At 47.9% G+C, this 22,559-nt stretch carries 16 protein-coding genes; 15 read left to right on the top strand and 1 reads right to left on the bottom strand.

Annotated elements, in window-relative coordinates; all coding sequences use genetic code 11:
• The first annotated feature begins 62 nt into the window (after positions 1-62).
• From G5B12_RS17415 to G5B12_RS06515, 3 genes are read left to right on the top strand one after another with little or no spacing between them, the layout of a single operon-like run.
• Positions 63-434, top strand: a complete 372-nt coding sequence (locus G5B12_RS17415; protein ID WP_244096054.1) for a spore coat associated protein CotJA — start codon at positions 63-65, stop codon at positions 432-434.
• Positions 434-712, top strand: a complete 279-nt coding sequence (locus G5B12_RS06520) for a spore coat protein CotJB (protein WP_118062144.1) — start codon at positions 434-436, stop codon at positions 710-712. The genes G5B12_RS17415 and G5B12_RS06520 overlap by 1 nt, the downstream gene beginning before the upstream one ends.
• A 2-nt stretch (positions 713-714) precedes the next feature.
• The gene (locus G5B12_RS06515) at positions 715-1,338 is read left to right on the top strand and encodes a manganese catalase family protein (RefSeq protein ID WP_015527157.1); all 624 of its coding nucleotides are present in this window, start codon (positions 715-717) and stop codon (positions 1,336-1,338) included.
• A 134-nt stretch (positions 1,339-1,472) separates the two neighbouring features.
• Here the strand turns inward: G5B12_RS06515 and G5B12_RS06510 are convergent, their stop codons facing one another.
• Positions 1,473-5,714: a 2-hydroxyacyl-CoA dehydratase gene (locus G5B12_RS06510; protein WP_174087943.1), complete on the bottom strand. Its 4,242-nt coding sequence runs from the start codon at positions 5,712-5,714 to the stop codon at positions 1,473-1,475.
• Positions 5,715-6,015: 301 nt separating this feature from the next.
• Between G5B12_RS06510 and tgt the strand changes: the two genes are divergently transcribed.
• The 12 genes from tgt to G5B12_RS06450 all read left to right on the top strand — a co-directional run bounded on the left by tgt (position 6,016) and on the right by G5B12_RS06450 (position 22,559).
• On the top strand, positions 6,016-7,167 hold the full coding sequence (gene tgt / locus G5B12_RS06505; protein WP_174087942.1) for a tRNA guanosine(34) transglycosylase Tgt: 1,152 nt from the start codon (positions 6,016-6,018) through the stop codon (positions 7,165-7,167).
• Positions 7,168-7,345: 178 nt separating this feature from the next.
• The gene (yajC, locus tag G5B12_RS06500) at positions 7,346-7,660 is read left to right on the top strand and encodes a preprotein translocase subunit YajC (RefSeq protein ID WP_015527154.1); all 315 of its coding nucleotides are present in this window, start codon (positions 7,346-7,348) and stop codon (positions 7,658-7,660) included.
• 724 nt (positions 7,661-8,384) lie between these two features.
• Complete coding sequence (locus G5B12_RS06495) at positions 8,385-9,725, top strand: SPFH domain-containing protein (RefSeq protein ID WP_174087941.1); 1,341 nt, start codon at positions 8,385-8,387, stop codon at positions 9,723-9,725.
• Between the two features lie 85 nt (positions 9,726-9,810).
• On the top strand, positions 9,811-10,896 hold the full coding sequence (locus tag G5B12_RS06490; protein ID WP_174087940.1) for a hypothetical protein: 1,086 nt from the start codon (positions 9,811-9,813) through the stop codon (positions 10,894-10,896).
• 14 nt (positions 10,897-10,910) lie between these two features.
• Positions 10,911-11,711, top strand: a complete 801-nt coding sequence (locus G5B12_RS06485; protein WP_021976424.1) for a TPM domain-containing protein — start codon at positions 10,911-10,913, stop codon at positions 11,709-11,711.
• Between the two features lie 324 nt (positions 11,712-12,035).
• Positions 12,036-13,121: a 3-isopropylmalate dehydrogenase gene (gene leuB / locus G5B12_RS06480; RefSeq protein WP_021976423.1), complete on the top strand. Its 1,086-nt coding sequence runs from the start codon at positions 12,036-12,038 to the stop codon at positions 13,119-13,121.
• A gap of 58 nt (positions 13,122-13,179) precedes the next feature.
• The gene (ilvD, locus tag G5B12_RS06475; RefSeq protein ID WP_021976422.1) at positions 13,180-14,853 is read left to right on the top strand and encodes a dihydroxy-acid dehydratase; all 1,674 of its coding nucleotides are present in this window, start codon (positions 13,180-13,182) and stop codon (positions 14,851-14,853) included.
• Between the two features lie 15 nt (positions 14,854-14,868).
• Positions 14,869-16,551, top strand: a complete 1,683-nt coding sequence (gene ilvB / locus G5B12_RS06470; RefSeq protein ID WP_118062151.1) for a biosynthetic-type acetolactate synthase large subunit — start codon at positions 14,869-14,871, stop codon at positions 16,549-16,551.
• On the top strand, positions 16,544-17,626 hold the full coding sequence (gene serC, locus G5B12_RS06465) for a 3-phosphoserine/phosphohydroxythreonine transaminase (protein WP_118062152.1): 1,083 nt from the start codon (positions 16,544-16,546) through the stop codon (positions 17,624-17,626). Before ilvB ends, serC begins: the two co-directional genes overlap by 8 nt.
• Positions 17,626-18,789: a phosphoglycerate dehydrogenase gene (locus G5B12_RS06460; protein ID WP_021976420.1), complete on the top strand. Its 1,164-nt coding sequence runs from the start codon at positions 17,626-17,628 to the stop codon at positions 18,787-18,789. Before serC ends, G5B12_RS06460 begins: the two co-directional genes overlap by 1 nt.
• A gap of 739 nt (positions 18,790-19,528) precedes the next feature.
• The gene (proS, locus tag G5B12_RS06455; protein ID WP_021976419.1) at positions 19,529-20,968 is read left to right on the top strand and encodes a proline--tRNA ligase; all 1,440 of its coding nucleotides are present in this window, start codon (positions 19,529-19,531) and stop codon (positions 20,966-20,968) included.
• Between the two features lie 250 nt (positions 20,969-21,218).
• Positions 21,219-22,559, top strand: coding sequence for a CCA tRNA nucleotidyltransferase (locus tag G5B12_RS06450; RefSeq protein ID WP_174087939.1), 1,341 nt, complete (start codon positions 21,219-21,221; stop codon positions 22,557-22,559).

The following is a 22,559-nucleotide window of genomic DNA, read 5'->3' as shown; positions in this document are numbered from 1 at the left end:
TTTCACAAGTTTAAAAAACTGTCATAAAATATAGCGTGATCATGAATGAAAGGATTTCGCTTATGGATCGATTTCAGATGAATCGTTCAGGGTGCCGGCCATATCAGTATACCTGTGGCATGAATGGCGGAATGGCAGCCAGGAACGATCGTTCATCTTCAGATATGGCAAATCACGGTAACCAGAACGGGAACTATTGCAACAGCATGAAGAAAAATATGCCGAAGGAAACCTGTGGATGCAAAATGCCGGGAACCGGAAACAGCGCTGACCAGGAGATGTATTCGCATCTTAAATATCTGGTTCCGGCAATGGCTTATGTGCCATGCCAGGAATTTGCGCCTACGTTTGAGCTGAAAAAAGCGCTTCAGGTTGGAACAATCTTTCCTGAGCTTTGCAAGCCGTTCTGCGGCAGGAGAGGAGGCCGTAGATGATGTCCGGAAACTGTACTTCAAAAAAAGAACTGTTACAGTCCATTGATCAGGTAAGTTTTGCTATTGATGATCTTCTTCTTTTCCTGGATACACATCCAGGGGAAAAACGGGCGCTGGAGTATTTCAGCGAACTTTCTGCCAGAAGAAATGAACTTCTGGAAAAATATGCAAAACTTTATGGTCCGTTGACCATCGATACCGGAAACGACAGCAATCTTAACTCCTGGCAGTGGATGGAACAGCCGTTTCCGTGGGAACAGGAAGGAGGGTGCAGATAGTTATGTGGAATTATGAAAAAAGACTCCAGTATCCTGTAAATATCAAAACGCCCAATGCAAAACTGGCACAGTTCATCTCTAGCCAATACGGCGGTCCCGATGGCGAAATAGGCGCTTCCATGAGGTATCTTTCCCAGAGATTTACTGCGCCGAACCGGATGGTCGCGGCGGTGCTGAATGATGTGGGAACGGAAGAATTAGCTCATTTGGAAATTGTATCCACCATTGTCCATCAGCTGACAAAGGATCTTTCCATGGAAGAAATCGAGAACAGCGGACTTGGGCCGTATTATATTGACCACACGGTGGGAATCTGGCCGCAGGCTGCAGGTGGAGTGCCCTTTAATGCCTGCGAATTCCAGAGTAAGGGTGATCCGATCACGGATCTGTTTGAAGATCTGGCAGCAGAACAGAAGGCACGCTCCACCTACGATAATATCCTCCGGGTGGTGAAAAATATCCCGGAGGTTGCAGATCCCATCCGTTTCCTTCGGGCAAGAGAGGTAGTCCATTTCCAGCGTTTCGGTGAAGCACTGAGATCCGTGCAGGAGCAGCTGGATGCCAAAAATTTCTATGCCTTTAACCCGAGCTTTGATGCTCCGTGCAAAGCCTCCTGTGAAGAGTGATGGATCAGAGAAAAAATCTGTCTGACAGGAATCATATCTGAAATAAAAAGAGCTGCACAGCCGGCAGGGATCCTGCGGCTGTGCAGCTTTGAATTTGTTTTTGGGAAAAAGATGTTTGTAACCTGCATTTCTTGTTATGCGTCTTTTTTATCGTCTTTATGCAGATTCTTCTGTGCTGTGGAAAGCATAAGCTTGATCCTGTTCAGCTGATTTACTTCGCTGGCACCTGGATCGTAGTCGATGGCAACAATGTTGGCTTCCGGATGCTCACGGCGAACTTCCTTGATGACACCTTTTCCTACGATGTGGTTCGGCAGGCATCCAAAAGGCTGGATGCAGACGATGTTCGGGACACCGCCGTGGATGAGTTCCATCATCTCTCCGGTCAGGAACCATCCTTCACCGGTCTGATTTCCGGCAGAAACGATGGGCGCAGCCATTTTTGCAAGATCACGGATATCTGCGGCTGGTGTAAAGTGGCGGCTCTGCTCCAGAGCCTCATTTGCTGTTTTTCTCAGCCAGTCGATGGCTCTGAGACCAAGATTTGCGATGGTTGCCTTGGATTTCTTGAATCCAAGCTTTTCAACCTTGAAATTCTGGTTGTAGAAGCAGTAGCAGATAAAGTCAATAAGATCCGGAACAACCGGTTCTGCCCCTTCTGCCTCCAGAAGATCTGCCAGGTGGTTGTTGGCAGCAGGCAGGAACTTGACAAGGATCTCACCTACGATACCAACGCGAGGCTTTTTCTCATCGGAGATCGGGATCGTATCAAAATCATGGACCATCTCACGGCACATTTTTTTGAAGGTACCATGGCTGACGCTGCTGCCTGTTACGAAGGCAATGACGCGCTGCTCCCAGATTTTGTGCTTGCGGTTTACGATACCCTTTTCCAGCTCGTAAGGACGCATGCGATATACGCATTTCATCAGGATATCACCGAATACGGCACCGTAAACGATACGCCTGATCAGCGGCAGTGTCAGCTTAAAGCCAGGGTTGCTTTCCAGTCCGCTTAAGTTGAGGGAGATAACCGGAATCTGTTCCATGCCGGCTTTTTTCAGAGCACGGCGGATGAATGCGATATAGTTGGAGGCACGGCAGCCGCCGCCTGTCTGAGACATGATGACCGCAGTTTTGTTCAGGTCATATTTGCCGGAAAGAAGAGCATCCATGATCTGTCCCACAACCATCAGGGACGGATAGCAGGCATCGTTGTTTACATATTTAAGGCCCACATCAACAGCATGCTTGTTGTCGTTGGGGAGGACTTCCAGGTTATAGCCGGATGCTTTAAAAGCAGCCTCAAAGATTCCGAAGTGGAATGGAGACATCTGCGGGCAGAGAATGGTGTACTCCTTACGCATCTGCTTGGTAAAGGATATCTTCTCAATGGAAGCCGGATTGATGTTCCTTTTTTTATTCTGTGCCTGTTTTGCACGGATGGCAGCGATCAGGGAACGGATACGGATCCTTGCCGCACCCAGGTTGTTGACCTCATCGATTTTCAGGCAGGTGTAGATCTTGTCACTTCCATCCAGGATCTCATAAACCTCATCGGTGGTAACGGCATCAAGTCCGCATCCGAAGGAATTCAGCTGGATCAGATCCAGATCCTCTCTTGTTTTTACAAAATTTGCGGCAGAGTAGAGACGGGAGTGATACATCCACTGGTCGTTGACACGGATGGGACGCTCCAGATGTCCAAGGTGTGCAACGGAGTCTTCGGTAAATACGGCGATTCCGTAGCTGTTGATCATATCCGGGATACCGTGGTGGATTTCCGGGTCAATATGGTATGGACGGCCTGCAAGAACGATTCCGCGGCGGCAGGTTTCTTTCAGGTACTGCAGGGTTTCCTCACCCTTTTTCTGGATATCCGTATGTACGGCTGCAAGTTCTTCCCAGGCTTTATGGGCGGCAGCTTTTACCTCGGCGGCAGGAATGTCCGGGAATTCTTCCACAAGGCGGTTTGTAAGGATCTCTTCGGAAGTAAATGCCAGGAACGGGTTGCGGAAAGTGATGGACGGATCGTTAAGTTCGTCCACATTGTTCTTGATGTTTTCCGCATAGGAAGTAACGATCGGGCAGTTGTAGTGGTTGACTGCATCCGGGAACTCGTTGCGCTCGTAAGGGATGCACGGATAGAAGATAAACTTCACACCGTTACGGATCAGCCATGTGACATGTCCGTGAGCAAGTTTTGCAGGATAGCATTCGGACTCACTTGGGATGGACTCGATACCCAGCTCATAGATCTTACGTGTGGAAGTCGGAGAAAGCACCACCTGGTATTTCAGTTCGGTAAAGAAAGTATACCAGAACGGGTAATTCTCAAACATGTTCAGAACACGAGGGATACCGACCTGTCCACGGGATGCCTTGTCTGCGGAAAGTGGCTCGTAGGAAAAAATTCTCTTATATTTATAGTCGAAAAGGTTCGGGATATGATCCTTGTTCTTTTCTTTTCCAAGTCCGCGCTCACAGCGGTTTCCACTGATATATTTGCGGCCGCCGGAGAATTTGTTGATGGTCAGACGGCAGTTGTTGGTACATCCGCGGCAGTTCGCCATGGAGGTGGTGTACTGCAGGCTGTTGATCTGATCAATGGAAAGCATGGAAGTTTTTTCACCCTCCTGATAGCGTTCCCTTGCGATCAGAGCGGCACCGAAGGCACCCATGATTCCGGCGATATCCGGGCGGATAGCCTGACAGTTGGCAATTTTCTCAAAACTGCGGAGAACCGCGTCATTGTAGAAGGTACCACCCTGTACAACGATGTGTTTTCCAAGCTCGGAAGCATCGGAAACCTTGATAACTTTGTAGAGGGCGTTTTTGATAACGGAGTAGGCAAGACCAGCGGAGATATCGGAAACTTCGGCGCCTTCTTTCTGTGCCTGCTTAACCTTGGAGTTCATAAATACAGTACAGCGTGTTCCAAGGTCAATAGGATGTTTTGCAAAAAGAGCTGCTTTTGCAAAGTCCTGTACGGTGTAGTTCAGGGATTTTGCGAAAGTCTCGATAAAGGAACCACAACCGGAGGAACATGCCTCGTTAAGCTGTACACTGTCTACCGTCTGGTTACGGATCTTGATGCATTTCATATCCTGACCGCCGATATCCAGGATGCAGTCTACTTCCGGATCAAAGAAAGCAGCTGCATAGTAATGGGAAACAGTCTCAACCTCACCTTCATCAAGAAGAAGAGCCGCTTTGATCAGGGCCTCGCCGTAACCGGTGGAGCAGGAAAAGGCAATCTCGGCGTCTTCCGGAAGAAGTTCATAGATCTCCTGGATGGAACCGATGGTGGTCTTCAGCGGATTTCCGTTATTATTGCTGTAGAATGAGTACAGAAGTGTTCCGTCTTCGCCTACCAGTGCAGTTTTGGTGGTGGTGGAACCGGCGTCGATTCCCAGGAAACATTTTCCCTTATATGTAGAAAGGTCGCCTGTTTTTACCTTGTAGGCGCTCTGGCGGTCATGGAAGGCCTGATAGTCCTCCTCTGTGGCAAAAAGCGGTTCCATACGTTCTACCTCAAAGTCCAGTTTGATGGTGGTACGCATGCGTTCCTTCAGTTCAACCAGAGATACGGTTACGTCCTGCTTCGCGTTGAGGGCGGAGCCGATGGCTGCGAACAGATGGGAATTGTCCGGCGCGATAATGTGTTCGTCATCCAGCTTCAGGGTGCGGATAAAAGCGGTCTTCAGTTCGGAAAGGAAGTGAAGCGGGCCGCCCAGGAATGCAACATGTCCGCGGATCGGTTTACCGCAGGCAAGACCGGAGATGGTCTGGTTGACAACTGCCTGGAAAATGGAAGCGGAAAGATCTTCCTTGGTTGCTCCGTCGTTGATCAGCGGCTGGATATCTGTCTTTGCGAAAACACCGCAGCGTGCCGCAATGGGATAAAGAGCCTTGTAATGTTTGGCGTATTCATTGAGGCCCGGTGCATCGGTCTGGAGAAGAGATGCCATCTGGTCAATGAAGGAACCGGTACCGCCGGCACAGATACCATTCATACGCTGCTCTACATTTCCGTTTTCGAAATAGATGATCTTGGCATCCTCGCCTCCAAGCTCGATAGCAACATCCGTCTTTGGTGCCAGCTTCTGCAGGGAAGTGGATACGGCGATAACCTCCTGTACAAAAGGTACTTCCAGATGATTGGCAAGTGTCAGTCCGCCGGAACCTGTAATGACCGGACAGAGTGTCAGTTCACCAAGCTGATCCTCAGCTTTCTGAAGAAGATCTGCAAGGGTTTCCTGGATATTTGCAAAATGTCTCTCATAGTCGGAGAAGACAAGTGTATCGTTTTCGTCTAAGATCGCAATCTTAACAGTGGTGGAACCAATGTCAATTCCAAGTGTGTGTTTCTTCATAAAAAATTGATTTCCTCCTCGTTGTATCTATACAGGGGTTGCCCGACTCTGACATTTCTGTCAGATGGGAGTTGTTTCTTCTTATTATAAAGGATTTTTAAGCGAATATCCTATATTATACGATATCGTTTAAAAAATGGCAATGTAAAAGTTTAACAATCAGTAGCAGGAAAGAAAAAAATGTGTTATGATATTGACTAAAAGTTCCGGATAGTGACTGTGCCAGGAGGCAGTTTGGGCTGCTTTTTAGGAAGAGAACCGGAACCAGATGACCCAAAATGTTTTTTAGAAGGGGAATGAAATGGCAGAATATAAACTGATTACAACAGAAGGAAGAGCGAAAAGAGGAGAATTCAAGACGGTTCACGGAACGATACAGACTCCTGTTTTCATGAATGTAGGAACAATTGCAGCAATTAAGGGTGCGGTTTCCACTGTGGATCTTCATGAGATCGGTACGCAGGTACAGTTATCCAATACCTATCATCTTCATGTGCGTCCTGGTGACAAGGTGGTAAAACAGCTTGGAGGTCTTCATGAATTTATGAACTGGGACAGACCGATCCTTACCGATTCCGGCGGATTCCAGGTGTTTTCGTTGGCGAAGCTTCGTAAGATCAAGGAAGAGGGCGTGTATTTTAACTCTCATATCGATGGTCATAAGATTTTTATGGGACCGGAGCAGAGCATGCAGATCCAGTCCAATCTGGCTTCTACCATTGCCATGGCCTTTGATGAATGCCCGAGCAGTGTGGCGGAGAGGGATTATGTGCAGAAATCTGTAGCGCGTACCACCCGCTGGCTTAAGAGATGTAAGGATGAGATGGCACGTCTGAACAGCCTTCCGGATACCATCAACAAGGATCAGCTTCTTTTTGGTATCAACCAGGGTGCTGTTTATGAGGATATCCGTATTGAGCATGCACAGGCGATCGCAGAGATGGATCTGGATGGTTATGCGGTTGGTGGCCTGGCAGTTGGTGAGAGCCATGAGGAGATGTACCGGATCCTGGATGAGGTAGTTCCGCATCTGCCGCAGAACAAGCCGACGTATCTGATGGGGGTTGGTACTCCGGCAAACATTCTGGAGGGTGTTGAGCGAGGTATTGATTTCTTTGACTGTGTATATCCGAGCCGCAACGGTCGTCATGGCCATGTGTATACCAACCATGGCAAGATGAATCTTTTTAATGCGAAATATGAACTGGATTCCAAACCGATCGATGAGGAATGCCAGTGTCCGACCTGCCGTCATTACAGCAGGGCATATATCCGTCATCTTCTGAAAGCGAAGGAGATGCTTGGTATGAGGCTTTGTGTGCTGCATAATCTTTATTTCTACAATCATATGATGGAAGAGATCCGGGATGCTCTGGATGCGGGGAATTTTGCGGCTTATAAGAAGATGCGTCTGGAAGGGTTTGAGGAAGGTAAGATTAACGGGAACCGGTAGTTTTTATTTATAAAATTTGCGTAAATTACTTTGATTTTATAAGAAAACGCTTGAAGGTTTTTTGGTTTTTGTGTATGATAGTACGAAGTGACATTTTTTATAGTGGCGGGAGCTGCTATAGGTCAGAAACGGCGGGTAACCGCATAAGAAGAATTGATTTTAGCAGGAGGAATTTGGAATGATCGCATCATCTACAGCAGCAGCTGGCGGACTTAGCGCGGGTCTTGGTATTGTCTGGATCGTAGTTCTGTTTGGAATTATGTATTTTATGATGATCCGTCCGCAGAAGAAGGAGCAGAAGAGAACTCAGACTATGTTGAACAGCATGGAGGTTGGTGACAGTGTTGTTACTACCAGTGGTTTTTATGGTGTTGTTATTGATATGACTGAGGAAGATGTTATTGTTGAGTTTGGTAATAATAAGAATTGCCGTATTCCTATGAGGAAGCAGGCGATTGCTGAGGTTGAGAAGGCTGATCAGGCTTCTGCTTGATGCTATTGGCAATAACGTGAATATGGGAAGGCACTGCGTTTTTTTGACGCGGTGTCTTTTTTTTGTGCGGAAGGGATGGTTGAAGGGACGCCGGGGAAGGGGATGCTGTCTGGTCTGCGGCTTCGTCGGGGGCTGGTTCTAGGGCGCCGGGATTCTGCTAAAACCGTTTTCCAAAAGTCCGAACTCGCGGCGTGACGCCGCTCAGACAGCGGACTTTTGAAAAACAACGCAGATTCCCGCCGCCCAAGTACCAGCTCCCCTCCTGCAGAAGCAGAGCCAGCCAGCATCCCCTTCCCCGGCTGACTTTCGGCAGCGTGAGGGTGATCAAGGGACGGCTGAGGCGCTGCGCTGTCAGCCTGAGGTTGGATGTGAGGTTGTGTTGTTAGATTGAGATTGGAGTGTGGCTGAGGCGCGGTGCTGTCAGCCTGAGGTTGGATGTGAGATTGTGTTGTTAGATTGAGATTGGAGTGTGGCTGAGGCGCGGTGCTGTCAGCCTGAGGTTGGATGTGAGGTTGTGTTGTTAGATTGGGATTGGAATGTGGCTGAGGCGCGGTGCTGTCAGCTTTAATTTGGGATGTGACAAATGTAATATTGTATAGAAATAAGTGGATTTTTGATGTAATTCATGCAATAATGGTATTACTATCAGAAATGAGAGTGACGGTTACTGCAGAATATTATAAAATTACAAATAAGAATGAATTTTCAGAAAGGGGTCGGGTTTATGGGTCTTATCAGAGCGGCTGTTGGCGCAGCAGGGGGTACGATGGCGGATCAGTGGAAGGAGTTTTTTTACTGTGAGGCTATGGATAAAGAAGTGATGGTGGTGAAGGGTACGAAGCGTACATCATCCAGGTCTTCCAATAAGAGAGGCAGCGACAATATCATTACCAGCGGAAGTGGGATTGCAGTTGCAGATGGTCAGTGTATGATGATCGTGGAGCAGGGGAAAGTTGTGGATATCTGTGCAGATCCAGGTGAGTATACTTATGATGCTTCCACAGAGCCGAGTATTTTTGCGGGAAGTCTTGGGGAAGGTATCCGCAGGACTTTCCAGACCATCGGTAAGCGTTTTGTGTTCGGTGGTGATACGGGTAAGGATCAGAGGGTATATTATTTTAATACCAAGGAGCTTGTGGATAACAAATTTGGCACGGCTACTCCGATCCCGTTCCGTGTGGTAGATTCCAGGATCGGACTTGATATTGATGTTGCAGTGCGCTGTCATGGAGTATATTCCTATCGGATCGCGGACCCGCTTCTTTTTTATACCAATGTGTGTGGGAATGTAGAGCGGGAATACACGAGAGAGGAGCTGGATGGACAGCTGAAAACGGAGTTTGTCAGCGCACTGCAGCCGGCTTTTGGCCGTCTTTCTGAGATGGAGCTTCGTCCGAATCAGATCGTGACCCACAACACGGAGCTTGAGAATGCCATGAATGAGGTTCTTTCAGCGAAGTGGGCAGAGCTTCGGGGCTTAAAAGTCGTAAGTGTTGCGCTGGGCTCGGTTACACTTCCGGATGAGGACGCCGAGATGATTAAGCAGGCCCAGCGCACGGCTATGATGCGTGATCCTTCGATGGCTGCAGCCACACTGACTGGTGCTCAGGCGGATGCCATGAAGGCTGCGGCTTCCAATTCCGCCGGGGCTATGACTGGTTTTATGGGCATGGGGATGGCTGCCAGCGCAGGGGGCCTGAATGCTCAGCAGCTTTTTGAAATGGGACAGAAGCGTGAGGCACAGGCAGCGCAGAACAACGTACAGACTCAGCCAAAGATCCGGCCGGCAGCAGGCGGAGATTCCTGGACTTGCAGTTGTGGTGCGGTTTCTACGGGTAAGTTCTGTCCGGAGTGTGGGGCACCGCGTCCGGTGGAGGACAGCTGGACTTGTTCCTGCGGTACAGTGAATAAAGGGAAGTTTTGTACGAACTGTGGAGCGAAGAGGCCGGAGAAGAAGTTGAGGTATCGTTGCAGCAGGTGTGGATGGGAACCGGCTGATCCGGAGAATCCACCGAAGTTCTGCCCGGAGTGCGGGGATCCGTTCGGATCGGAGGATGCTGTATAAATCACAAAATGGAGAAGGTCAGGAGAAATTCACAGGATAACTCCTGCCGGTCGATGGATACAGAAGGATGAATTGAGGTGGATATATGGCGAAGATGCAGGAGTTTAAGTGCCCGTGCTGTGGTGGCTCCATAGAGTTTGACAGTTCTGCACAGAAGATGAAGTGTCCGTTCTGTGATACGGAGTTTGATGTTAAGACATTATCGGAGCATGCTAAGGCTGTAGAAGAAGAACAGCCGGAGGATATGAACTGGTCGGATGAGGCTGGCAGTGAGTGGCAGGATGGAGAGAGTGAGGGATTACGTACTTATACGTGTAAGTCCTGTGGCGGTGAGATCGTGGGTGATGCCAATACGGCAGCGACAGCCTGCCCGTTTTGCGGCAGCCCGGTGGTAATGACCGGACAGCTGTCCGGTGCACTGAAACCAGATTACGTGATTCCGTTTAAGCTGGATAAAAAGGCTGCAAAGGAGAAGCTGAAGAAGCATTTGTCAGGCAAGCGCCTTCTCCCGAAAGCGTTTAAGTCGGAGAATCATATCAGTGAGGTGAAGGGAATCTACGTTCCGTTCTGGCTTTATGATACGGATGCCAGTGCGGATATCCGCTATAAAGCTACGAAGACCCGTTTCTGGAGTGATAATGATTATGATTATACGGAAACCAGTTATTATGCAGTACACAGAAGTGGTTCTCTGGGATTTGATCATGTACCTGTGGATGGTTCGGCCAGTATGGAAAATGATCTGATGGAGTCCATAGAGCCTTTTGATTTTAAAGAGGCGGTGGATTTCCAGACTGCATATCTTGCGGGATATTTTGCGGATAAGTATGATGTGACGGCGGAAGAGTGCGAGGGACGTGCCAATGAGCGTATCCGTCACAGTACGGAAGATGCATTCCGGGATACGGTCAGAGGCTATTCCAGTGTGGTTCCGGAGAATACCAGCATCCGGCTTCATAACGGAACTACGAAGTATGCACTGTATCCGGTATGGATCCTGCAGACGAAATGGAAAGGCGCTAATTACATATTTGCCATGAATGGCCAGACTGGGAAATTTGTGGGGAATCTGCCCACAGATAAGAGTGCTTTTGCGAGATGGTTCCTGGGAACGACGGGGATCGTTGGCGTGATCGCCTATATTATCCTGTATCTGATCTGGGCTTTGTAGGGGAGGTGAATGCCATGAAAAAGAGAATATCCGTATTTCTGACAGTGATCCTTTTATGCCTGGCATGTGCCTTTCCGGTATGGGCGGAAACAGAAAGCCGGCTTGCGGATCAGGCGGGACTTCTGGATACAGATCAAAAGGAGAGCCTTTGCAATACACTGGATGAGATCAGTGAGCGGGAACAGGTAGATGTTATCATTGTTACCACCAATAGTCTGGAAGGAAAAACGGCGCAGGCTTATGCAGATGATTATTTTATTGACCATGGATATGGACAGGGAGAAGATGGTGACGGTATTTTGTTCCTGGTGGATATGGGTGACCGTAACTGGGCTATTGCAACACATGGTTATGCTATTGAAGCGTTTACCGATGCCGGACAGGAATATATCATGGAGCAGGTGAAGCCTTATTTAAGTGATGGGGATTATAACGAAGCGTTTCAGATGTTTGCCATGGAATGCGATGACTTTATCATGCAGGCGGATGAGGCAGAGCCATATGATGTGGGAAATCTTCCAAAGGAGCCTTTTGATGTGGGGGCAAATCTTCTGATTGCTCTTGCAGTGGGACTTGTGGCAGGCGTGCTTATAACCGGAAATATGAGGAGGAAACTGAAAACTGTGCGAAAACAGGATCAGGCTGCTTCCTATGTACGTCAGGGCAGTATGAAGGTAACCAGAAGTAACGAGTATTATCTTTACAGTACGGTGTCAAAATCCGCAAAACCGAAAAATGAGGACAGTGGCGGGGGCTCCAGTACACATACGTCTTCCTCGGGGGATACTTTTGGCGGCTCCAGTGGAAAATTCTGAGAGATTTTTTGAAAAACAGAATACAGGAAAAAGAAAAGGCTGCTGTACCGGAAACGGGAAGGCAGCTTTTGCCATAGTGGAACATCCTGTGGCATAAGATACTTTTCGGGCGGGAGCGTGGCGGTAACGGGCAGAAAGCAGGGAGCCAAAGTACCAGGAGTCAGGAAGAAAATCAAAGACACAGGAGCTCTTTTTATATCCTGGAGATAACTTTATCTATTTAATAGGTTGAAATCCGTCGAAAAGTGCGTTATGATAATAACAATTATCCACACCAGTGCGTTAAAATTTTACAGCACAGGGGAAATCGGAGGAGTAGATAAAATGGAGTACAAAATTGCCCTGATTCCGGGAGACGGAATCGGCCCGGAGATTGTTGCCGAGGCCAAAAAAGTTTTAGACAGAGTATGCGAGAAATACAGCCATAAATTTTCATACACAGAAGTTCTTTTAGGAGGTGCATCCATTGATGCTCACGGAGTACCTCTTACAGAGGAAGCCATTGCTCAGGCAAAAGCTTCTGACGCCGTACTGATGGGGTCCATCGGCGGCGATGCCAAGACATCCCCGTGGTACAAACTGGAGCCGTCTAAACGTCCGGAGGCAGGACTTCTTGCAATCCGTAAAGCGCTGAACCTTTTTGCAAACCTTCGTCCTGCATATCTTTACAATGAGCTTCGTGATGCATGCCCGCTTCGTGATGAGATCATCGGAGATGGTTTTGACATGATTATCGTAAGAGAGCTGACAGGAGGTCTTTACTTCGGAGCCAGAAAGACTACCGAGGAGAACGGAGTCCGCACAGCCGTAGATACTCTTTCCTATAATGAGAATGAGATCCGCCGTATTGCCATCAAGGCATTTGAGATCGCACGTAAGAGAAGAAATAAAGTTACAAGTGTAGATAAGGCAAACGTTCTGGATTCTTCCAGACTCTGGAGAAGCGTTGTGGAAGATGTTGCAAAAGACTATCCGGATGTAACACTGGAGCATATGCTGGTTGATAACTGTGCAATGCAGCTGGTACGTGATCCGAAACAGTTCGATGTCATCCTTACAGAGAACATGTTCGGAGATATCCTCTCTGATGAGGCAAGTATGGTAACCGGTTCCATCGGAATGCTTTCTTCCGCAAGCTTAAATGAGACAAAACTTGGCCTCTATGAGCCGAGCCACGGTTCCGCACCGGATATCGCAGGTCAGAACAAGGCAAACCCGATCGCAACTATCCTTTCTGCAGCCATGATGCTGAGATATTCTCTGGATCTTGACAAAGAGGCAGATGCTGTGGAAACAGCAGTACAGAAAGTTCTGACAGCTGGTTACAGAACCGGAGATATCATGTCTGAGGGCTGCAAACTTGTGGGAACTAAAGAGATGGGCGATCTGATCGCAGATGCCATCGCATAAATAAATTTGAAGAGATATAGAACCATATCGTAAAGAATAAAAAGGAGAACCTTAAAAAATGAGAAGTGATACCGTAAGAAAAGGCACACAGCAGGCACCACACCGTTCCCTGTTCAATGCCCTTGGAATGACAAAAGAAGAAATGGACAAACCACTGGTAGGAATCGTAAGCTCTTACAACGAGATCGTACCGGGACATATGAACCTTGACAAGATCGTAAACGCCGTAAAACTTGGCGTTGCAATGGCTGGTGGAACACCGGTTGTATTCCCGGCGATCGCAGTATGTGACGGAATTGCAATGGGACACGTTGGAATGAAATATTCCCTGGTAACCCGTGACCTGATCGCAGATTCCACAGAGGCTATGGCAATGGCTCATCAGTTTGATGCTCTGGTTATGGTACCCAACTGTGATAAGAACGTACCTGGCCTTCTGATGGCAGCAGCAAGAATCAATGTTCCGACTGTATTTGTAAGCGGAGGCCCGATGCTTGCCGGTCATGTAAAAGGACACAAAACAAGTCTTTCCAGCATGTTTGAGGCAGTAGGTTCCTATGCAGCAGGAACGATCACAGCAGATGACCTGGCAGAATTCGAGAACAAAACCTGTCCGACCTGTGGATCATGTTCCGGTATGTACACTGCAAACAGCATGAACTGCCTGACAGAGGTTCTTGGAATGGGACTTAAGGGAAATGGTACCATCCCGGCCGTATACTCCGAGCGTATCCGTCTTGCAAAACATGCAGGAATGCAGGTAATGGAAATGTACAAAAGGAACATCCGCCCAAGAGACATCATGACAAAAGAGGCAGTTTTAAATGCTCTTACCGTAGATATGGCACTTGGATGCTCCACAAACAGTATGCTTCATCTTCCGGCTATCGCACATGAGATCGGAATGGACTTTGACATCAGCTTTGCAAATGAGATCAGTGAGAAGACTCCGAACCTCTGCCACCTTGCACCGGCAGGCCCGACTTACATGGAAGACCTCAACGAGGCCGGCGGTGTTTATGCGGTTATGAATGAGCTGAACAAGATCGGACTTCTTCATACAGAGTGTATGACAGTAACAGGAAAAACAGTTGGGGAAAATATCAAAGATTGTGTAAATCTGAATCCGGAAGTTATCCGCCCGATCGACAATCCGTATACAAAGACAGGCGGACTTGCCGTACTGAAAGGAAACCTTGCACCGGACGGCGGCGTTGTAAAACGTTCCGCAGTTGTACCGGAAATGCTGGTACATGAAGGTCCTGCACGTGTATTTGACAGCGAGGATGACGCGATTGTGGCAATCAAGAGCGGCAAGATCGTAGAGGGTGATGTAGTTGTTATCCGTTACGAGGGACCAAAAGGTGGTCCTGGAATGAGAGAGATGCTGAACCCGACATCCGCGATCGTGGGAATGGGACTTGGTTCTTCCGTAGCCCTGATCACAGACGGACGTTTCAGCGGCGCATCCAGAGGAGCTGCTATCGGACACGTATCACCGGAGGCAGCCGTAGGCGGCCCGATCGCACTGGTTGAGGAAGGCGATATCATCAGCATCAATATTCCGGAACTGAAACTGGAGATCAAAGTTTCTGACGAAGAGATGCAGGCAAGAAGAGAAAAATGGCAGCCAAGAGAGCCGAAGGTAACAACCGGATATCTGGCAAGATATGCTTCCATGGTAACATCCGGAAACCGTGGTGCGATCCTGGAAGTACCGAAAGCAAAATAAGGAGGAACGAAAGACATGCAGCTTACAGGTGCAGAGATCATCGTAGAATGTCTGAAGGAACAGGGCGTTGATACCGTATTTGGATATCCGGGCGGCGCGATCCTGAATGTTTACGATGCCTTATATGAATACAAAGATGAGATCACACATGTACTGACCTCCCACGAGCAGGGTGCATCCCATGCTGCTGACGGTTATGCGAGAGCTACCGGAAAAGTGGGCGTCTGCCTGGCAACATCCGGTCCTGGAGCCACCAACCTGGTAACAGGAATCGCGACTGCATACATGGATTCCGTACCGATGGTAGCCATTACTGCAAACGTAGGAAGACCACTCCTGGGAAGAGATTCTTTCCAGGAGGTTGATATCGCAGGTATCGTAATGCCTGTGACAAAATACAGCTTTATTGTAAAGAATATCGAAGATCTTGCAGATACGTTAAGAAGAGCATTTTATATTGCAAAAAGCGGAAGACCTGGCCCGGTTCTTGTGGATGTTCCGAAGGATATCACAGGAATGAAATATGAATACGAGCCATGCCATCCGGCTACCGTTAACCGTGAGATCAAAAATATCCGCAAAGAAGATATGGACCAGGCGCTGGAAATGATCAGAGAGGCAAAGAAACCTTTTATTTTTGTAGGCGGCGGCTGTGTGATCTCCGGTGCTGACCAGGAAGTCCGCGAACTGGCTCACAGGATCCAGGCTCCGGTCTGCGATACACTGATGGGTAAAGGTACTTTCCCAGGTGAGGATCCGCTTTATACCGGTATGGTAGGTATGCACGGAACCAAGACTTCCGATCTTGGTGTTACGGAATGTGATCTTCTTATTGTTCTTGGAGCACGTTTCAGTGACCGTGTAACAGGAAATACCAAGACTTTTGCACATAATGCAAAAATCCTTCAGATCGATGTAGATGCTGCGGAGATCAACAAAAATATCAAAGTGGATGCAAGCGTGATCGGAGATGTGAAAGAAGTGCTGAAACGTCTTCTGGAGGAAGTTCCGGAAAAAGAACATCCGGAGTGGATCGCACATATCCAGGAACTGAAAGCAAAATATCCGCTGAATTATGATCATACACAGCTGACAGGTCCGTATATTATAGAGAAACTTTATGAACTGACCAATGGTGATGCCATCATCTCCACAGATGTTGGACAGCATCAGATGTGGGCGGCACAGTATTATAAATACAAAGAGCCGAGAACTCTTCTTACTTCCGGCGGCCTTGGAACGATGGGCTATGGCCTTGGCGCTGCAATTGGCGCAAAGATGGGCAGACCGGAAAAAACAGTTGTTAATATAGCAGGTGACGGATGCTTCCGTATGAATATGAATGAACTGGCAACAGCAGCGCGCTGTGGTAGACAGCTGATCCAGATTGTCATGAACAATCACGTACTGGGAATGGTGCGTCAGTGGCAGACGCTTTTCTATGGAAAGAGATATTCTTCCACAGTACTGGATGATTCTGTTGATTTTGTAAAATTATCAGAGGCGCTGGGTGCAAAAGCCATTCGTGTGACAAGGATGGAGGATGTGGAACCTGCACTTAAGATGGCACTGGCAGCAGAGGGACCTGTCGTTCTGGATTGCTGGATCGATCAGGATCTGAGTGTGTTCCCGATGGTACCGGCTGGTGCGAATCTTGATGATGTATTTGACGAGGAGGATATGAAGAAACATGAGTAGAGTGTACAATTTTTCTGCCGGACCGGCAGTGCTTCCGGAGGAAGTACTCAAAGAAGTAGCTGATGAAATGCTTGATTATAACGGCACAGGAATGTCCGTTATGGAAATGAGTCACAGAAGTGCAGCGTTTCAGGAGATTATTGATACAGCTGAGAAAGATCTCCGCGAGCTTATGAACATCCCAGATAACTACAAGGTACTTTTCCTTCAGGGAGGAGCATCCCAGCAGTTTGCCATGATCCCGATGAACCTTATGAAAAATAAGGTCGCAGATTATATCGTAACAGGTCAGTGGGCAAAGAAAGCTTATCAGGAAGCTCAGAAATACGGAAAAGCAAACAAGATCGCATCTTCTGAGGACAAAACTTTCAGCTATATCCCGGACTGCAGTGATCTGCCGATCAGCCCGGATGCAGACTATGTATACATCTGTGAGAACAACACCATTTACGGCACAAAATTCAAAAAACTTCCAAACACAAAAGGCAAGACTCTGGTAGCAGATGTATCCTCCTGCTTCCTGTCTGAGCCTGTAGATGTAAGCAAATATGGTATTATCTATGGCGGTGTTCAGAAGAACATCGGACCTGCAGGTATGGTTATCGTGATCATCCGTGAGGATCTGATCACAGAGGATGTTCTTCCGGGAACACCAACCATGCTTACCTATAAGACACATGCAGACGCAGGTTCTCTTTACAACACACCGAACGCTTACTGCATCTATGTATGCGGAAAAGTATTCAAATGGCTGAAGAAGATGGGCGGTCTGGAAGTGATGAAGCAGCGCAATGAGGAAAAGGCAAAGATCCTCTATGATTATCTGGATTCCAGCAAGCTGTTCAAGGGAACTGTAGTTCCAGAAGACAGATCTCTTATGAATGTTCCGTTTGTAACAGGTGACAAGGAAATGGATGCCAAGTTTGTGAAAGAGGCAACAGAGGCAGGACTTGTAAACCTGAAAGGACACCGTACTGTTGGCGGAATGCGTGCAAGTATCTACAATGCCATGCCGAAGGCTGGTGTAGAGGCTCTGGTTGCATTCATGAAGAAATTTGAGGAGGAGAATGCATAATGTTCCAGTATCATTGCCTGAACCCCATCGCAGAAAAAGGACTTAAACTTTTCGGCGATAATTACAAAAAATCAGAGACTGTAGATCAGTGTGACGCGATCCTTGTGAGAAGTGCGAAAATGCATGACATGGAGCTTCCCAAAAGTGTTTGTGCAGTTGCACGTGCAGGAGCAGGTGTCAACAATATTCCTGTTAAAGAATATGCAGAGAAGGGTGTTGTTGTATTTAACACACCTGGAGCAAATGCAAACGGCGTAAAAGAGCTTGTACTTGCAGGTATGCTTCTTGCATCCAGAGATATCGTTGGCGGTATCGAGTGGGTTGCACAGGAGAAAGATAAAGAGCACATCGGCAAGCTTGCCGAGAAGCAGAAAAAACAGTTCGCAGGATGCGAGATCAGCGGCAAAAAGCTTGGTATCATCGGACTTGGTGCCATCGGTGCCATGGTGGCAAACGCAGCATGCGGACTTGGAATGGAAGTTTATGGTTATGATCCGTATCTTTCCATTGATGCGGCATGGAATCTTTCCAGAACCATCAAGCACAGCAAGAGCCTGGATGAGATCTACAGCCAGTGCGATTACATCACCATTCATGTGCCCCTTCTTGACAGCACAAAGAAGATGATCAACAAAGAAGCTTTCGAGAAAATGAAAGATGGCGTGGTTCTTCTGAATTTTGCAAGAGATCTTCTTGTTGATGAGGAGGCACTGATCGAGGCTGTTGAGAGTGGTAAGGTTAAAAAATATGTAACAGACTTTGCCAACGAGACAGTTGCAGGACGCGAGGGCATTCTGGTAACCCCACATCTTGGTGCTTCTACAGAGGAATCTGAGGAGAACTGTGCGGAGATGGCTGTAAAAGAGATCCGTGATTATCTTGAGAATGGTAATATCAAGAACTCTGTTAATTATCCAAACTGTGATATGGGTACCTGTGTGGCTGTGGGTAGAATTTCTCTTGCACACAGTAATACACCGAATATGATCAGTCAGGTAACCAAGATCCTTGGATCTGAGGGGCTGAATATTGCGGATATGACCAATAAGAGTAAAGGGGAGTTTGCTTATACTCTTATCGATCTTGAGAGTGCGGCTTCTGCCAAGGCACTTGACGAGCTCAAGGAGATTGAGGGAATGTATAGGGTGCGTGTTGTTAAATAGAGTAACAAGATCTTAGAAAAACTCTTTGAAAAAATGCTGTGTTTCGTTCCTGGCGAACGGGGCGCAGTATTTTTTTGTAAAAGTGAAAACCGCAAAGGGGCCGCAAAGCCGCGCCCCCTCTGCACACCCCTTGGGCTTTTTTTAGTAGTGCTTCGGTTGAGAAATGTGTGAGGTTGTTAACTTGTGCCTGTATGCTTCTGTATTGGCTGTGTCAGGTTGAGCCGATGTGTGGATGGAGGGACGGGAAGGCGGGCCGTTGGCTCTGTTCCCTGGAAATTAATTCCTGGGAATGGATTCTTTCCTGGTTTTCTGGGTTGAAAATGTGAGTTTTGGGGTTGACATTGCAGGGGTTTTCGCCTAAAATGTATCGAAGATACGGCGATGATGAGAATAGTACACAGGGAATTATCTCAGAGAGGGGCCTGTTTTGGTGGAAGGGTCCTGTGCGTGAACTGTGGAACCGGCCTCGGAGCTCTGCGTGATTGAAGCGTGGCGTGTGTTTCCGGCGTTAACGGGTGTTGAGAGAGCAGCGGGTGCGCTGTTAACTGGGGTGGTACCGCCGAAGTCATTCGGTCCCTTGTGAGGGATTCGGAGGGCTTATTTTTTTGTCCGTAAAACGGGACTGTAAATGCAGTGTACGATTTATGGGACAGAAGAGTGAGCCGGAGGGATTCCGGATTGCCGTGGCTGCCTGGCGGCTGGCAATATGTAACAGATCACAAGAAAAAGGAGATTTATCATGGCAAAAGAAAAGAAATTAGTACAGGCCATTACGTCTATGGATGAGGATTTTGCTCAGTGGTATACAGACGTTGTTAAGAAGGCTGAGCTTTGTGGCTATACAAGTGTTAAGGGCTGTATGGCGATCAAACCTGCAGGTTATGCGATCTGGGAGAATATCCAGCATGAGCTTGACCGCAGATTTAAAGAGACCGGTGTAGAGAATGTTTATATGCCGATCTTTATCCCGGAGTCTCTTCTTGATAAAGAGAAAGATCATGTAGAAGGTTTTGCCCCGGAGGTTGCATGGGTGACTCATGGCGGTCTTGATCCGCTTCAGGAGAGACTTTGCGTGCGTCCGACTTCCGAGACTCTGTTCTGTGATTTCTACCAGAAAGAGATCCAGTCCCACAGAGACCTTCCGAAAGTATACAATCAGTGGTGCTCTGTTGTCCGCTGGGAGAAAACAACCCGTCCATTCCTTCGTTCCAGAGAGTTCCTGTGGCAGGAGGGCCATACAGCTCACGCAACAGCTGAAGAGGCTGAGGCACGTACCATTCAGATGCTGAATGTTTATGCAGATTTCTGCGAAGAGGTTCTGGCAATTCCGGTTGTAAAAGGTCAGAAGACAGACAAAGAGAAATTTGCAGGTGCTGAGGCTACTTACACCATCGAGTCCCTGATGCATGACGGTAAAGCACTTCAGTCCGGTACAAGCCATAATTTCGGAGACGGATTTGCGAAAGCATTCGGAATCCAGTACACAGATAAAGATAATACACTGAAATATGTTCATCAGACATCCTGGGGAATGACAACCCGTATGATCGGTGCCATCATCATGGTTCACGGTGATAACAGCGGCCTTGTTCTTCCTCCGAGAATCGCTCCGGTACAGACTGTGATCATTCCGATCCAGCAGCGTAAAGAGGGTGTTATGGAGAAAGCTGATGAGCTTCTCGCAGCACTGAAGGCAGCCGGTATCCGTGCAAAAGTTGATGCTACAGATAAGAGCCCGGGATTCAAATTTGCTGAGCAGGAGATGCGTGGTATTCCGCTTCGTGTTGAGTGTGGTCCGAAGGATATCGAGAATGGACAGGCAGTTCTCTGCAGAAGAGATACCCGTGAGAAATATACTGTATCCTTCGATGAGCTTGCAGATAAGGTAAAAGAGCTTCTGGATACTATTCAGCATGATATGCTGGAGCGCGCACGTGCACACAGAGAGGCTCATACCTATGTAGCCAGAAATTATGAGGAATTTGGTGAGATCGTAAATAACAAACCTGGATTCATCAAAGCTATGTGGTGCGGTGACCGGGCATGTGAAGACAAGATCAAAGAAGATTTCCAGGCAACTTCCAGATGCATGCCATTTGAGCAGGAGCAGCTGAGCGACGTTTGTGTATGCTGTGGAAAACCTGCCAAGAAGATGGTTTACTGGGGACGTGCATACTAAAATTCATAAGCCCTGTGTGGGGCAGAGGCAGTTTTGCAAAAATCATAGTTACCGGTCACCAGGTGAACAGTAACAGATTATACAGGAAACAAGGCAGCGGGGCGAAATAAGCTCCGCTGTTTTTGTGAATTTATGCTATAATATCGTTACTGAAACCATATCAGAATATCATCCGGCTGCTGAGCGCAGATAATACAGTGAAATGTGAATGCTTGATCTGGACAGCAGCAATCAGTAAGAGGAGTTATTTATGAAGATAAACATACCACAAAAAGCAGCGCAGATCCTGAAGACTTTAAATGCTGCCGGTTATGAGGCCTACGTTGTGGGCGGATGCGTCCGGGATTCCATCCTGGGCCGGGAGCCGGGAGACTGGGATATCACCACGTCAGCACTTCCGGAGCAGGTGAAGGAACTTTTTCGAAGAACCGTAGATACGGGAATCCAGCATGGAACAGTAACGGTAATGATGGATAAAGAGGGTTTTGAGGTGACCACCTATCGTGTGGACGGAGAGTATCATGATGGACGTCATCCGGATGCTGTGACCTTTACCAGAAGCCTTGAGGAAGATCTGAAGCGAAGAGACTTTACCATCAATGCCATGGCCTATCATCCGGAACATGGACTGGTGGATCTGTTTGGCGGAATGGAAGATATCGGGAAGAGAATCATCCGGTGCGTCGGCAATCCGGTGGAACGTTTTACAGAGGATGCCCTTCGTATGCTCCGCGCGGTGCGTTTTTCCGCACAGCTTGGATTTACCGTGGAAGAAAATACAAAGGCGGCACTGGCACGAATGTCAGGAAATCTGGAACATGTCAGTGCAGAGCGTATCCAGACCGAGCTTGTGAAGCTTCTGGTATCTGATCATCCGGATTATCTCCGTACTGCATGGGAAACCGGGCTTACAAGAGAATTTCTTCCGGAATTTGATGCCTGCATGGAGACAGAGCAGAATACCCCACACCACTGCTATACTGTGGGCGAGCATATTCTGAAAAGTCTTACAGAGATTGAGAATGACAGGCTTCTCCGCATCACAATGCTTCTTCACGACATTGCGAAACCAGTCGTGAAAAAGACGGACGGGAACGGCAGAGACCACTTCAAGACTCACGGCCCGGCAGGTGAGAAACTGGCAGGAAAGATCCTGCGCCGCCTGAAATTTGACAATGCAACGATCCGAAATACCTGTCGTCTGATCCGGTATCATGATCTTCGACCTGCACCGGCAGCTGAGGATGTAAGACGGTCTGTGAATCTCATAGGAGAAGATCTTTTTCCACTGTATCTGAAAGTGCAGAAGGCAGACCTTTTAGCTCAGAGTACTTACAAAAGAGAAGATAAGCTGGCACGCTTAAGCGGCGTGACGGAAACTTATCAGGGAATCCTTAAAAGAGGAGAATGTACATCTCTGAAAATGCTGGCAGTTTCCGGAAAAGATCTTATAAATGCCGGACACCCGGCCGGACCGGAACTGGGAGATCTTCTTGAAAGACTTCTTGACTGTGTGCTGAAAGATCCGTCCCTTAATACAAAAGAAAAACTTCTTGAAATAGCGGAAAAAGATGGCATAAAAACCGAATAG

Origin of the sequence: Blautia sp. MSK.20.85 (assembly GCF_013317245.1) — a bacterium.
Lineage (GTDB): Bacteria > Bacillota > Clostridia > Lachnospirales > Lachnospiraceae > Blautia_A.
The sequence above is the reverse complement of the archived record's forward strand: the minus strand, read 5'-3'. Positions and strand labels throughout refer to the sequence as shown.

Bases quoted from the DNA above. Each gene is read 5' to 3' on its own strand.
- G5B12_RS17415 (WP_244096054.1), top strand. From the start codon at position 63: ATGGATCGATTTCAGATGAATCGTTCAGGGTGCCGGCCATATCAGTAT.
- G5B12_RS06520 (WP_118062144.1), top strand. From the start codon at position 434: ATGTCCGGAAACTGTACTTCAAAAAAAGAACTGTTACAGTCCATTGAT.
- G5B12_RS06515 (WP_015527157.1), top strand. From the start codon at position 715: ATGTGGAATTATGAAAAAAGACTCCAGTATCCTGTAAATATCAAAACG.
- G5B12_RS06510 (WP_174087943.1), bottom strand. From the start codon at position 5,714: ATGAAGAAACACACACTTGGAATTGACATTGGTTCCACCACTGTTAAG.
- tgt (WP_174087942.1), top strand. From the start codon at position 6,016: ATGGCAGAATATAAACTGATTACAACAGAAGGAAGAGCGAAAAGAGGA.
- yajC (WP_015527154.1), top strand. From the start codon at position 7,346: ATGATCGCATCATCTACAGCAGCAGCTGGCGGACTTAGCGCGGGTCTT.
- G5B12_RS06495 (WP_174087941.1), top strand. From the start codon at position 8,385: ATGGGTCTTATCAGAGCGGCTGTTGGCGCAGCAGGGGGTACGATGGCG.
- G5B12_RS06490 (WP_174087940.1), top strand. From the start codon at position 9,811: ATGGCGAAGATGCAGGAGTTTAAGTGCCCGTGCTGTGGTGGCTCCATA.
- G5B12_RS06485 (WP_021976424.1), top strand. From the start codon at position 10,911: ATGAAAAAGAGAATATCCGTATTTCTGACAGTGATCCTTTTATGCCTG.
- leuB (WP_021976423.1), top strand. From the start codon at position 12,036: ATGGAGTACAAAATTGCCCTGATTCCGGGAGACGGAATCGGCCCGGAG.
- ilvD (WP_021976422.1), top strand. From the start codon at position 13,180: ATGAGAAGTGATACCGTAAGAAAAGGCACACAGCAGGCACCACACCGT.
- ilvB (WP_118062151.1), top strand. From the start codon at position 14,869: ATGCAGCTTACAGGTGCAGAGATCATCGTAGAATGTCTGAAGGAACAG.
- serC (WP_118062152.1), top strand. From the start codon at position 16,544: ATGAGTAGAGTGTACAATTTTTCTGCCGGACCGGCAGTGCTTCCGGAG.
- G5B12_RS06460 (WP_021976420.1), top strand. From the start codon at position 17,626: ATGTTCCAGTATCATTGCCTGAACCCCATCGCAGAAAAAGGACTTAAA.
- proS (WP_021976419.1), top strand. From the start codon at position 19,529: ATGGCAAAAGAAAAGAAATTAGTACAGGCCATTACGTCTATGGATGAG.
- G5B12_RS06450 (WP_174087939.1), top strand. From the start codon at position 21,219: ATGAAGATAAACATACCACAAAAAGCAGCGCAGATCCTGAAGACTTTA.